14 protein-coding genes, 1 rRNA gene and 3 pseudogenes are annotated in these 12,947 nt (G+C 40.9%); 9 read left to right on the top strand and 9 right to left on the bottom strand.

Features of this window, described 5'->3' with window-relative positions; genetic code table 11:
* Together rrf and V7K89_RS25810 are read left to right on the top strand one after the other, a co-directional pair.
* Positions 1-94, top strand: a 5S ribosomal RNA gene (gene rrf / locus V7K89_RS36075); the annotation flags it as partial.
* Positions 95-264: 170 nt separating this feature from the next.
* Positions 265-1,163 (top strand): annotated as a pseudogene (locus V7K89_RS25810) (IS630 family transposase).
* Between the two features lie 21 nt (positions 1,164-1,184).
* Here the strand turns inward: V7K89_RS25810 and V7K89_RS25805 are convergent.
* The 5 genes and pseudogenes from V7K89_RS25805 to V7K89_RS25785 form a co-directional block, all read right to left on the bottom strand.
* Positions 1,185-1,449: pseudogene (locus V7K89_RS25805) on the bottom strand (IS1 family transposase); the annotation flags it as partial.
* Positions 1,450-1,508: 59 nt separating this feature from the next.
* Positions 1,509-2,273 carry a peptidylprolyl isomerase gene (locus V7K89_RS25800; RefSeq protein WP_335192230.1) on the bottom strand — a complete coding sequence of 255 codons (765 nt, stop codon included), beginning with the start codon at positions 2,271-2,273 and terminating at the stop codon, positions 1,509-1,511.
* A gap of 289 nt (positions 2,274-2,562) precedes the next feature.
* A complete protein-coding gene (locus V7K89_RS25795) occupies positions 2,563-2,895 on the bottom strand; it encodes a hypothetical protein (protein ID WP_335192227.1) in 333 nt (110 codons plus the stop codon).
* Between the two features lie 3 nt (positions 2,896-2,898).
* A complete protein-coding gene (locus tag V7K89_RS25790) occupies positions 2,899-3,270 on the bottom strand; it encodes a hypothetical protein (protein WP_335192225.1) in 372 nt (123 codons plus the stop codon).
* Positions 3,271-3,842: 572 nt separating this feature from the next.
* Positions 3,843-4,217: a c-type cytochrome gene (locus V7K89_RS25785; protein WP_099100046.1), complete on the bottom strand. Its 375-nt coding sequence runs from the start codon at positions 4,215-4,217 to the stop codon at positions 3,843-3,845.
* Between the two features lie 209 nt (positions 4,218-4,426).
* Here V7K89_RS25785 and petG point away from each other — a divergent pair, with 209 nt between their 5' ends.
* Positions 4,427-4,540 (top strand): cytochrome b6-f complex subunit V, encoded by a 114-nt coding sequence (gene petG / locus V7K89_RS25780; RefSeq protein ID WP_335050734.1) that lies wholly within the window; start codon positions 4,427-4,429, stop codon positions 4,538-4,540.
* Between the two features lie 102 nt (positions 4,541-4,642).
* Here the strand turns inward: petG and rsmD are convergent, their stop codons facing one another.
* Both rsmD and hisH read right to left on the bottom strand, forming a co-directional pair.
* A complete protein-coding gene (rsmD, locus tag V7K89_RS25775) occupies positions 4,643-5,188 on the bottom strand; it encodes a 16S rRNA (guanine(966)-N(2))-methyltransferase RsmD (protein WP_335192221.1) in 546 nt (181 codons plus the stop codon).
* Between the two features lie 70 nt (positions 5,189-5,258).
* Positions 5,259-5,894: an imidazole glycerol phosphate synthase subunit HisH gene (hisH, locus tag V7K89_RS25770; RefSeq protein ID WP_335192219.1), complete on the bottom strand. Its 636-nt coding sequence runs from the start codon at positions 5,892-5,894 to the stop codon at positions 5,259-5,261.
* Positions 5,895-5,952: 58 nt separating this feature from the next.
* Between hisH and V7K89_RS25765 the strand changes: the two genes are divergently transcribed.
* The 3 genes from V7K89_RS25765 (at position 5,953) to V7K89_RS25755 (ending at position 8,537) form a co-directional block, all read left to right on the top strand.
* A complete protein-coding gene (locus tag V7K89_RS25765; protein ID WP_335192217.1) occupies positions 5,953-6,474 on the top strand; it encodes a pyroglutamyl-peptidase I family protein in 522 nt (173 codons plus the stop codon).
* A gap of 31 nt (positions 6,475-6,505) precedes the next feature.
* On the top strand, positions 6,506-7,897 hold the full coding sequence (locus V7K89_RS25760) for a DUF3370 domain-containing protein (protein ID WP_335192215.1): 1,392 nt from the start codon (positions 6,506-6,508) through the stop codon (positions 7,895-7,897).
* Between the two features lie 433 nt (positions 7,898-8,330).
* Positions 8,331-8,537, top strand: a complete 207-nt coding sequence (locus V7K89_RS25755; protein WP_335192213.1) for a hypothetical protein — start codon at positions 8,331-8,333, stop codon at positions 8,535-8,537.
* A gap of 1 nt (position 8,538) precedes the next feature.
* Here V7K89_RS25755 and V7K89_RS25750 read toward each other — a convergent pair.
* A pseudogene (locus V7K89_RS25750) lies at positions 8,539-9,277 on the bottom strand (IS1 family transposase).
* Between V7K89_RS25750 and V7K89_RS25745 the strand changes: the two are divergent.
* Together V7K89_RS25745 and V7K89_RS25740 are read left to right on the top strand one after the other, a co-directional pair.
* On the top strand, positions 9,196-9,555 hold the full coding sequence (locus V7K89_RS25745) for a response regulator (protein ID WP_335192211.1): 360 nt from the start codon (positions 9,196-9,198) through the stop codon (positions 9,553-9,555). The pseudogene V7K89_RS25750 and the gene V7K89_RS25745 overlap by 82 nt on opposite strands.
* Before the next feature lie 102 nt (positions 9,556-9,657).
* On the top strand, positions 9,658-10,095 hold the full coding sequence (locus V7K89_RS25740) for a response regulator (RefSeq protein WP_335192209.1): 438 nt from the start codon (positions 9,658-9,660) through the stop codon (positions 10,093-10,095).
* A 149-nt stretch (positions 10,096-10,244) separates the two neighbouring features.
* Here the strand turns inward: V7K89_RS25740 and V7K89_RS25735 are convergent, their stop codons facing one another.
* Entirely contained in the window at positions 10,245-11,579 is a 1,335-nt protein-coding gene (locus V7K89_RS25735) for a hypothetical protein (RefSeq protein ID WP_335192207.1), read from the bottom strand.
* Positions 11,580-12,241: 662 nt separating this feature from the next.
* Between V7K89_RS25735 and V7K89_RS25730 the strand changes: the two genes are divergently transcribed.
* Complete coding sequence (locus tag V7K89_RS25730) at positions 12,242-12,781, top strand: LexA family protein (RefSeq protein ID WP_335192205.1); 540 nt, start codon at positions 12,242-12,244, stop codon at positions 12,779-12,781.
* The last annotated feature ends 166 nt before the right edge of the window (positions 12,782-12,947 follow it).

The following is a 12,947-nucleotide window of genomic DNA, read 5'->3' as shown; positions in this document are numbered from 1 at the left end:
CCACACTGAACCCTTCCCGAACTCAGAGGTGAAACGCTGCTGCGGCCACGATAGTTTAGGGGTTGCCCTACGCAAAAATAGCTCGATGCCAGGTTCTATTTTTTTAATAAAAGCCTCCTCATCTTAATTTGAGGAGGCTTTTGTTTTTGTTATAATTGTGTTGCAAAAACTGGGAGTATCCCTCTTTGGCAGATATAGCAACCGCCAGGATGGTTAGGACGTAAACTAAAGGTGTTATCGTGATTTGCTATTGTCTGCTCTGCCATGCCTAAACCCTACAGTTACGACTTCCGTCAGAAAGTGATCCAAGCGATCAAGTTAGATGGACTCAAGAAAAGCGAAGCGAGTGAACTGTTCAATATCAGCCGCAACACGATCAACCTGTGGTTGCAACGAAAAGCCCAAACGGGAGATGTAAGGGCATTGCCTAACCGACCAAGAGGCAACAACCATAAAATCACAGACTGGGAGCAGTTTCAGGCGAATGCCTTGACTCATGGAGATAAAACCCAGGTGGAGATGGCGTAATTATGGCAGGGTGACATTAGCGATGCCTTCGGCGAGCTACGCTAACGCACAATCTCACGAGCTCTGAAGAAAATTAGATTTACGCGAAATAAAAAGACCTACGGCTACCTCGAACGGGATGAGTCGAAACGGCAAACGTTCATAGAGCAGTTAGCCAGCCTTGTGGATGAAACGATTGTTTATGTGGATGAAGCAGGCATGGACAACCGAGAAGACTACGGTTTTGGGTGGAATGAGAGAGGACAACGGTTTCATGCCTTGAAGTCAGGACGACGACAAGGGCGAGTGAATATGATCGCAGCCCAATGTCTTGGGCAACTGATGGCTCCGTTTACTGTTGAAGGAGCCTGTAATCGGGCTGGAGCATGAGATTTGGCTAGAAACTTGTCTGATTCCTGTACTCAAACTTTTGTCAGGTAGTAGTCATGGATAATGCCACGTTTCATAAAGGAGGTCGTATTGAACTACTGATTCAGGAAGCCGGATGTGAGTTGCTCTACTTACCTGCTTATTCACCGGACTTTAATAAGATTGAGCGATGCTGGTCTTGGCTCAAAAGTCGGTACACCAAGCAACTTGACCAATTTGATTGTCTACGTGATGCGATGGAGTATGTCCTGCACTTAGCGTCCTAACCTTGCTGGGAACTGCTATACGTCAGGGAGTTTTTCGCCTATTTGTTTTAACCAATAAATTACGGTTGTATGGTAGACAGGACTTTATCACGCTCAATTGTTCGAAATCCTATACCATTGACGTATGACCTTAAACATTCAAGTTTGATTTCAATCTAAGTACCCTTTTAATGGACTATAAACATTGATAAATTGACGACCACAATTGACACAGATGTGATGAGAGTTTACCTCTTCATTTAGCATTTTTTCTAATTTCAGTAGAGTCGCAGTATGGATATTGCACAGTAGATGACCTCAATTCATCCCTCTATTATGCAACGCCCGAAAAGGTTTTATTGCCTGTCACGTCTCCCTCTCTCCTTGTGGTGCAGACATGATTTGCTTTTGCTGTTCTTGTAGCCAGTTTTCAAAGAGTTCATTCAACAGCCGCACTTTCATAAATTCATCCAATTGTGCTGGAATAAATTTTTCTAATCGCAAAATCACAAACCATTCAGCAATACGGGTAGGAGGCAATATCTGACCTGGTTGACTGCTAGAGAGCATTTGCACCATTATCGGATGTAGTGCATTCAGCTCAATTGGGCCTACCAAGCCACCAGTTTGGGCTTCCGGACCGAGTGAATATTCCCGCGCCAAATCAGCAAAAGAGTTTTCTTTTGCCTGAATCCTGAAGTAGAGTTCTTGGGCAATTCCCACATCCTGGGTTCGCAGTAGGGAATAAATTACTTTGTCTAGTTTTGCCTTGGACTGAAAAAAGTAAGATTCCAGTCTATTACCCCAAGTGGCTTGTTTAAATTTTTCAATTTTTAGCTTACGAGTGGTAATAACTTCTAGTTGATCGGGAGTCAGCCCTTGATGTGCCATCCAAGCCTGGATGTCTTCTTCATTTTTGAACTGTTTTTCAGCATAAAACTGCTGTTTAGCTTGGGCTACTTCCTCAGGAGTACACTCTATTACTACCTTGGCGGAGCGTGAGTTTTGCTCTATCGCCTGATCAATGATTAATTCTCGCTGCAACTGTGGCAGCATTTGGTAACTTGCCAGTAAGGAAATCAGTTCACTAGCTGTGATTGTACGATTACCGATTTGGATCGCTTCAGTCATTAGCTTTTGGGCATCTCAAGAATATCTAGTCTGTTAAAGAAGCTATACCTTAGCCCATTTTCTAGGAGCTTTTACCTTAATTCTACAGAGTTAGGTATACTAACCTCAGTTTCGCAATAATTAAATAGTTAGTTGCTAACATACTTAAAAATATACAGTTTATATGAGTTTTTATCAAAGATTCTACGCAAATACTACTAGATGTGAAGACAAAGACAAAAGACAGTTCTCGCCATTACGACTTAAAACACGAAATTTATCAGACTGAACTAAGCTCGATTTTATCCAATTACGCGGCATAAACGGCAATGTCCCGCAAACATTCAAACAAAGGGCGAGGCACTTTTACGATCTCAAAAGATTTATGGGACATTGAAAAAGTGCTAGCCCACAAAAATCGCCGTACTAAAGCCAGTGCATCTGAGAAGAAAGGCAAATGTTTGGAGTACCAATTTGTTTGCCGGACTTGCCAGTGAAAATCATTTTGTAAATGGTGTGCCAAGACAGTAACTAAGAAAAAAAGCCCAAATAATAATGGTGTTGTACAGATCGCTTTGTCAGACCATTGACGTTGAGTTTCAACTCCCAAGTGTGCCCTGACTTCCTCAAAAGTAACTTCCACTTGCTATCGACATACAAACCACTCCAAAATCTGTATGGGAGAATAAGCCAGACCAGTGCTGAGTGTTGGCTGTGTTTCAAACTGACCTTTTGTGTCACGAATCAATACCCAAAAAATTGGGACTACAGGCTTTGCTGTGTGATACCAAACAGCAGTGTCACTACAAATTTGTACCTGGCGTTTGCCTTGGCCATTTTGAAAATTTTTCTCATGCGCTATTTTTATGATTTCCAGTATTGAGGATACTGTACGCTTTCGTGTCGTTAGAATTGCCCCGATCATCAGTACTTCGGCCTGCTTCTGGACTCTGGTTGAGAAAAACCTTGAGAACAGTTTTATGATACCGGCTATTCCTGCGGGTAAATTCAGGCTCATGGGTATAGATGCATATTGTCAATTGATGCTACTTCCTATTTTCCCATGTTCATGTTTCTTCTTTTTGCCCCCTCATATTCTCAAAAATGGATAAAGTCGAGCTAAGGTGTTTTGTATATAACCCTCTTATAATCACCCTTATTATAGTAAAAATTTTAACGCTTATCGAGCTAGGATTTTGTCTATTGAGCTTCGTTTTGAGGTTTCTATTATTATACGTAGACGCGCAGTGGTATTAGTGTTGCGGTAGTGAGTCTTCTCCCAACCTCAAAAGAGCGTTTTGTATATAAGAGGAGACACCAAGGGCGTTAGCGAGTTTGCGTACTCTCACGGGGAAGCAAGCTACACCATCTCCCACTCAAGCGTTTGGAATTTTCTTAAGTAGAGCAGGCATTATGCTAAGGACGACGCTCATACGCCGCGAAAGATTCTCTACGAAATGCTATGTGAACACTATCGAGCATCTAGGGGTCTGTTTATAGTTGTCAGAGGTGTAAAAAGGCAGCATAGGATGTGCTGCTTTTTCTTTCACATGAGGTATTTATCTATCCTACAACCAAAAATTCTTAGGTTTATAACGACTCTAAATAGTTCAAAAGATCCGCCATTTCTTGAGCACTAGGTTGGAATTTTGGCATTGGCGGTGTTTCACCACTGATTACTTGGTGAATCAGCCCATACCGAGACTTGTGCTTTGAAACAGCTTGCAAACTGGGCCCCACTCGCCCGTCTGCTTCCAAGCCATGACAACCAGCACAGTTAATTTGAAATATCGCGTGTCCTTGAACTGGATTTCCTGTTAAGGATAGAACACTCTTGACGTATGGATCGGAGGCTTGAACCAACTGAACACCAAAAAAGCCCAAAGGGACAGCTAGCAGTATAGCCAGCGTCAATAAAACGATCCGCTGAATCAAAATTTCAGGTTTGGTAATCTGGTTATCCAAAAGGTTTGCTGTGAAAGTCTAGGTGTGCTAAAAAGTTTTCATTTCCTACACATAGCTTAAAAGTTCTTGATTGTGTCTGCAAGCACAGAAGACCATTTTTTTGCGGACAGTCGGCCTCTAAAAGGCTGTAGGGCGCAGGATTCATACGAAATTTGGTAAAATCAAAAACAGGCAACGAATATTTAATAATTACAAAGAGGAGATTTACAGTGGTTGAACCCCTGCTATCAGGTATTGTCCTTGGTCTAGTTTTCGTCACTCTATCCGGACTTTTTTACGCTGCATATAAGCAATACAAGCGCCCCAATCAGTTGGGGGGATGAGCCAATGCCCAGTGCTGAGTGTTGAACTGAGTGCTGAATGGAATGAGGAAAGGGGACAAGGAGGACAAGGAAGCAATTTTTTTTCCTTACTCCCCACTCTTTTCATTCCATAATTCTGTAGAAAGTAAGTGATGTGTTGCCATAAACTTTTTGGCGGCAAATTTCCCAAACGGGAATCTCTGGCGGTATCCAACCTTGTAAAGCGTGTTCAACTGCGATTTCGCCGCTAGGATCTAAAAGTTGATAATGAGCGATCGCTTCTAATACCTTCTGGTACAATCCACTGATATAAGGTGGATCGAAGTAGATTCTATCGAATTGCTTACCTGATAAAGTCTTTAACTGCTGCGTAATATCTCCCCGCAATACCCAAAATTCTTGATCGGCATTAGCTACTTGCTGCCAATTTTGTTGGATGGTGGCACAGGCTCGGCTCGATTGTTCAATTCCCACTACTAGGCTGGCTCCTCTACACAAAGCCTCTGCACCCATTGAACCAGTACCGGCGCATAAATCTAGCCAGCGACAACCTACAATTTCTCCCTGCCAAATATTAAAAACTGCCTCTCTTACTCGCGCACTAGTCGGTCTAGTTTCTTTTCCTGGTAAAGTTTTTAGCTGGCGATTGCCGTAAATTCTCAGGCTCATTAGTTATTAGTCATTGGTCATTGATCGTTAGTTTTAGACAAAAGACAAAGAACAAATGACAAAATTAGTATTAGGCAGGAATTTTTTCACGGACTTGAGCAACAAAATTAGATAGGATTTGCAATCCGATATTAGAGGATTTTTCGGGGTGAAATTGGACTGCCATGAGGTTTTCGTGAGCGATCGCAGCTGTAACGGTTTGAGTGCCGTGAGTGATAGTTGCTGCACGGATTAGCGGGTCTATTGGGTCAACATAGTAGGAATGGACAAAATACACCCAAGGATCGGACGGTAAATGCTCCCACAAAATACTTTTTAATTGAGTGATTTCCAGTTGATTCCAACCCATGTGAGGAATAGTGATGTCAGGTTCTGGACGAAACCGCCGCACTTTTCCTTGGATAATTCCTAGTCCTGGTTGAGTACCTTCTGCACTTGATTCAAAAAGAATTTGCAATCCTAAACAAATTCCTAAAAAAGGTTTACCAGATGCGATCGCTTCTTTAATAGGTTGTTCTAAACCACGTGATCGCAGGTGTTGCACTGCTGGATCAAATGCTCCCACTCCCGGTAGGACTATAGCATCTGCCTGCTCTAATTCCTTTGGAGAATAAGTAACATTAGGAGTTGCTCCAGCTTTTTCCAAGCCTTTGCAGACTGAGTGCAAATTTCCCATCTCATAATCTACGACCGCAATTACTGGCATTTACCTGCTCCTTGTAAATTTATTATGGAGGGTTTTTCTATTCTAAATAATATTTGTTATGAAGAAAAGAATTCTATTAACTTCTTTTGACACTTGGCTAAAAGATCAACAGTCAAATTCTTCTGATGATTTATTACTTGAAGTTACCAAACTCGATCTGATACAGCATGACTTAACTTTTTTACGCCAGTTACCTGTAGATGTACAACTTGCCAGTACTCTGGTAATGGAAAAAATCAAGGCAATCCAACCTGATTACATCATCTGTTGTGGTATGGCTGCAAGTCGTACACAATTAAGTGTGGAAGCAGCAGCTAGCTGCAAAGAAAGTATTTTACAGACAGAAGTTGATTTAGAAAAATTAGTGGCGGGAGCAGCGGCAATTCAGATTAGTTACGACTGTGGAAAATTTGTTTGCGAGGGTCTTTACTATTCAGTGTTGGACTACTTAAGCCAAAATCAATTCACAGCGCGTTGTATTTTTGTCCACGTTCCGGTTTTCAATCAAGAAAATTTGATGGGGATTCTTGCCGATTTCGTATTAATTATTAACAAACTGGCACTTTCATCAAGTTGTTAATGTCTGTATGGTGAAATAAATATCTAAGTATATGTTGCCATTGTTACTATTTTTCCCAATAGCCGAATCAATACCTGCCACACCACCACCTGAAGAAGTTGTTCAACCACAAGATGTACGTCCTTTACCAGGTAAGTTGGATACAGTGCCAACCTTTAATAGCAATAGTCCAGAATTGGTTTTGAAAGAAGGAATTTTACTTTCCACCTTTCCATCAGATGGAAAAAAAGTGCCAACGGCGCATCTGAATTTTCCCTTTCGGGGACGATTTGATATTTTTGCCCATCATGTTGCGAAGGCTCAACCACCAGAGAATTTGCGTTCTCTTTATTTAGGAATAATTTTACACAACCCTGGTTCGGAACCAGTGAAGGTAAATATTTTGCAGGCGGCGAGTTATTTAAGTCAACCGGATGCACCATTTATTCAGTTACCATCCTTTAGCCAAAATCTTTTAGGTAAAGTTTTTGCTGGGCCAGGCGATCGCGTCATGTCTGATGTACTTAGGGGAGTGCGACAAGAGATTTTCCCTGCCCAAATTGAGATTCCACCAAAGCAAAGTCGGATGTTACTCAATTTACCAATTCCTGTACAGGGATTGACACCACCCCTGAATGGTCGGTCTACATTAATCCGACTGCAAAGTGATGGCACTGTTTATGTAGCTAGCCTAGCGATGTTTGCACGGGAGAATCCTGATGGCAGTGAGCGATGCCTACGGCAACCCGAAGCGGGAACGCCTACTTTGGAAGAATGGCAGAATTTACTAGATAATGGCGATTTGGCTGGACCACGAGATAAAACTCCCACTCCTTTAGAGGAAACTGGCAAGCCAAGAATTTATGGGCGAGTTGCGGGAGTGGTTGAAGGTTCGCGATGGAGAGCCTTATTAGTAGATAATCCTAAAGCCAGGTATCTAACTATTCCCCAGCCTGGTCAAGTGTTTTCTTACGCTCTAAATACGCTGCATGGCGGTACATTAGGAACTGGTCAAATTCAAAGTGCGCCTATGCTGGTACGCTATCCTGACACCGCATATCGCGCTCATGGCAACTATGGAATTCAATATAATCTCAAATTGCCGTTATACAACAATACTCAAAGTCCTCATACTGTTAGTGTATCCATACAAACACCACTCAAGGAAGATCGGTTAGTCAAACCAGGGTTACGCTTTCTGAGTACACCAGATCCTCAAGTATTCTTTCGGGGAACGGTACGGGTACGTTACAAAAATGAGCAAAATCAGCCACAAACTCAGTTTGTGCATTTAGTGCAAAAGAGAGGTCAAGTAGGGGAACCGTTAGTTTTATTAAAGATGAAACCAGGCGATCGCTCTTTAGTAGAAGTAGACTTTCTCTATCCCCCAGATGCTACACCACCGCAAGTATTAACAGTCTCAACTCAAGCTGAACCTCGGTAATGAGTTATGGGTAATGGGTAATAGCTTTTCTCCTATTACCAAAAAATATTAGTCCACTTTGTAAGTACTACAAAAACGCCATCACCAAAACCTAAAAATATTAGAGAATATATTAAGAAATTTAAATAGATAAAAGTTATTTTAAGTTTTTTGTCATTCGATAATAACGATAAATCAGGGTGTAGCTAAATACTTGTAATAATAATTGCAAAGCCCTGGACTTCCACTATTACGGAAAACAACACTTTACTTATGGAAACCATATCGGATATACCTCTAGATTCCTACGCCATCTGTTCGAGCCGCTAAATTCTGAGAATTGCGTTACACAATGTTAAGTAAAATTATGGAAATCTTATTTTTCTATGAAAAATGCACTAATTTTTAAATTCTCATTAGATACTGTGACATTCACTTAGAGTAGGCACCTAGTATGCCCATTCCCAACACTTCCACACTGGAAGGATTGCGAGTACTAGTGGTCGACGATGACCTCGATTCCTGTGTCTGGATGACTTGTTTGCTTGAGTTGTATGGGATTGAAGTTCATTCAACTTTCACGGTACATCAAGCCTTAGCAGCGTTTATCGAACTTCACCCAGATGTAGTACTTAGTGGGCGTTGCATATTTGCGGGATGAATTAGACCGGAAGGGGTACAGTACCGTCATGGAGGTAGTGCAGTAGTAATTTAATTGATAGTCTCAGCATTTGTTCTGACTTTGAATAACATAAAGTCTTACGATGAAGACAAGCCAAATAATGCGGAGCCGGAGATACTCCGCCTCCGGTCTTAATCTTGTATTTTCCCCTTCAACCCGCGTCATATAAGTTTTCTTGACAATATGGTCTCCATCATCAATAAAACATGGGTAAACTGGGTAACCATCCGTGACATAAAAGTAACTTTTCCAGCATCTTATAATTTTCCATAGTTTTTCGAATGTTTTAGCACTACGGTCTCCTAAAATCCAGGCTAAAATCCCTGAACAGCTTTTATTTACTGCTGTCCACAGCCATATTTTGTTTTTTTTTAGCAACAAAAGTTTCTAGTTCATCAACTTGGGTTATTTCGGGAATTTCAGAATGTTCAGGTGCATCTGCTAATGGTTGAACCGCTTTTTTAACCCACTGTATGATCGTATTATGGTTAACTCCCGTTTGCCGTTCTATAGCACGAAATCCAGTACCATTAACGTACATTGTTAAACATCGTTTTTTAATTTCATCTGAATAACCACGCGAGTGAATGTGATTCTATAAATTGGCGTTAGCGAAGCGGGGCGGAACGCACGTCGCATGATACACAAATGTAATTTTGTTTACCACGCCGATGCCCGTTCTTACGAATATGGGTTGATGCACAATCAGGACAGTTCATCCCTTAATTATGCAACGCCACTTAGTGACATTGCCATGCCCAATGAAGATGGTTATTCGCTGCTACATCAGATCAGGCAAATCGAAGATAGGCTTGACAAATCCACTCCCGTTATCGCAGTCACAGCACTCGGAGAGTTAGAAGCTCGATTTCCAAAGTCGCAAGCAAGGTTTGACCAATGGTTATTAAAACCTGTGGACATAGATGAGTTGATTAAGGCGATCGCTCACCTAACAGGGCGCTCAATATTGCTCGGTGAATTAACTTCCTCATATTGATAAAGCTTTTCACCCCAAGTTTGTGTATTTAGGGTGAATACTTATTCCGCTCTATGCGTTGCAATAGAAATAGCAAACTATAGCAGGCAATAAAAGGACGGCATGGCAACGGATCAGAAAACCAATCAAGAAACTGAGTTAAATTCGCTCCAGCACCTGATTGGAACCACTATCTTACTGGTAGAAGATGAGCCAGATATTGCAGATTTGCTCACCTTCATTTTGGAAACAGCAGGTGCAGAGGTAATGTCTTTAAGCGACGCAGAAACAGCCCTTGATTTGGTCGAATCGCTTCATCCCGATCTTCTGCTATGCAATGTGAAGTTGCCCGATCGTGATGGAAATTGGTTAATTGAGCAAATTCGAGTGCATTCTTCCCCATCTATAAGAGAATTGCCTGCGATCGCTATCACTTCTTATACACGGGAAGTCTCAAGCTATAAAGCTTTGAATGCTGGTTTTAATCGATTTCTAGTCAAGCTTGAGAGTCCAGAAGAAATTGTAGATGAGATTGTTCATCTGTTATTTACCGATCTTTAAATATAACTAGCTAGCTTGATCTCGTTTTTCATATTGATTTTACGCAATACGCTGTGGGAGCGCACAGCTAACTATACACTCCTACAAACGACTTTAAGAAAGAAAACGATAAACCCTAAGTGAGTAGGGTAAAATGTCGGATATATTTATTAACCTCGTTGAAAACCCTTTGCTGGCTTTTGTTGCCCCTTACCCTTGGGCTTAGATTTGTTAACTTCTCCTAAAGCTTCCTGAAATAAGTTATGCAAATGTATGGGTACACTGGCAATGTCTGGCAAGTCTGGCTCGATAGGTTTGTAAAATTCTTGCAAAAGTGCATCCAAGTCACTTTCAAGCCTAAACTCTGGACGTTGTAAAAATGTTTGCAACACATTTTCTGATTGAGTTGGATACTGTTGCGCTAATCTATGCCAAATAAAAGCATTAATACTTTTATCTTCGAGGTAGTAGCGAATTAGTTTTTCTGCCCCTTGCACACTTTGCCAGTCCTCTGCCGATAAAATTGCTTGTACTTTACTATATGTTGGTAAAAACATTTGTCCCCAACGGGGATGAGAAAGAGCCGTCACCTGTTCTGCTTTCTTGAGTTCAGCAGGCAAATCAACCTTTGGCATCACCATTTTGCTCTTACTGCTTTTGCTGTTAAACATCTCAGAGACTACGTTGGAATCTGCACCAAATTCTTGTGCGGCTGCTTTTATTTCTTCGTCGCCAATTCCAGCTGCTTGTGCTACTTCCGCAAGAGACTTAGAAGTATCAATTCCTGCGGCTGCAAAGGTTTTTTCAGTAATTACTTCTTGAAATTCCGCTATTTTTTTATTAAGCTGGTATCCAGGTAGTGTGATTTCATCAGTGCCAAAAAAGTCCACAAACTGCTGATGATATTTTTCTACTGACTGCCAAGCTTCTTCTAGCAAGTCTGGAGCATCGCTGTAAAGATTACTTTTATAGTTTTCTTTGAAATTGCCAATTGCTACGGCAAGTTTTGGTTTACCTAATTTACCCATTATTGTGTAAGGGCCAGAAAACATCCAGTAACTATCGGTAATGGGAGAAATGCGAGTTAGTAAGATTTCTCCGACTTTCAACCGAGATATTTCCTGTAATGTTTGAGTATTGTTTGGCTTGACAATGTAGCGTTTATCTGTCAACCAATTCGTCAATTCAAAGCCATCAGGTAAAATATTAGTGATAGCAAATAAGCCAATAAAACTATGATGCCAACTATTTATCAGACTGCGATCGCTTTCTGCTAAATCTGGATGGCTTTCGATAAACAACTCTAATGGAGACTTATCACCGACTTTCCCGGCTGTCAAAAAGCTATCGATGGTTAAGTCCTGCTGTGTACTATCACCACTTCCACGACGCAACTGTTCTGCGGCATAAGTTTCCAGTGCTTGTGCCAGTTCGCCTTCAGCATCAAGGACAAAATCAACTAAAGCTTGTTTTAATTCGTGCGATCGTTCTAATATGACATCCACAAGTTAATCTCTCGGTGCAACAGATGTAAATTATAGCCTTTAAGAGAATTTCAGCATCTAGCTATTGCTAGATTTATGGAAATGCACACTTAGCAGAATAGGTTTTATCATGCAGGCATACTACAGCCAACATCTGGCACAGCCAGGTTATTGGGATTAAACCCTTGGTAAAATCGGCGCGAACAAGCGTACCAGATTGGTGTGGTGTTTAGACAGCGATCGCAGTTATGGTATCGTCTACTTCCCCACGATACCTTAGAGATTCAATTTCTTGGGGTAAGAGTTTTTTGAAAGTTATAAATATAGGGAAAAACGGGAATATAGAAGTTTGATTTCCAGACTTTTTTCAAAACCTACTATGCAAACTTAGTTCGTTTGTACTATTTTGTAGTTGTAGATTTTATTACAGGCATATTATGAAAAGCGATCCTAATCAGAGTAAGGAAACAAATTATAACACTGGGCTGAGTGTTATTTTCTCTGAAAAAGCTCTCATTGCATTATTCCATATCATACTTGCCTTAGGCATTGCTCATCTACAATTTAGCAGTTCACCTAATCAAGAACACCCTGCAAAAGTTTTGCAAGACAAACACAATTAGTAAGGTTTTTACTAGGGAAATATGAGAAATTGCGAAAACTTGCACAAAGGATGATTACTTATGCCAAGAGGCGGTTCCAGAAAAGGGTCAGGTCGGAAATATAAATTTGGCGAGCCACTTACAGACATTGGTGTCCCTTCATCAATCAGTAATGACTTGATTGTGGCAATAGAAAACCTCTGGGAAAAGGGAATAAAAGGAGAAGAACTGATAGATATTTTACATTCAGCAAAGTTTCGCAAGGTCAGAAAGTATGATTATCCAGTATCAGCAGGTATACATAGCACATCTAGTGTTGGAGGGGATTCAATGAACATTGATTATGAAGAAATTGATCTCTGTGAGGAACTGATCAATGAATCAAATAAAACGATCATCTTACCTGTAATGGGAGACTCAATGATAGGTATTGGTATATATCCTGGTGATTGGTTAATTGTTGAACTGATTGATCCTCTATACCAAAAGCCTAAGGAGGAAGAGATTGTTATAGTTTCTGTGGATGATGAGACTTTAGAGCTGATTCGTAAAGAAAATCTTGAGGGTACTCAACTCATTACTAGGTCTGAGTTTCAGCGAATAAGTGCTTTATTGACTTAAATTCCTGAAACCCTTACTAGACAAGTACTTTACTTTAGTTTACGAATTAGCTCTTAGTTAAACGTTATAGGAGGGAAAAAGGAGAAGTAGTCTTAGTATCGGAGAACAAGAACCACGAGCCAATCAGACGCGCTGAAGGAGCAATTTATATTTCAGGAATTGTGAA

It is taken from the genome of Nostoc sp. (genome assembly GCF_036917515.1).
Lineage (GTDB): Bacteria > Cyanobacteriota > Cyanobacteriia > Cyanobacteriales > Nostocaceae > Nostoc.
Note: the sequence above shows the minus strand (reverse complement) of the source record. Positions and strands in the feature narration are given on the sequence as shown.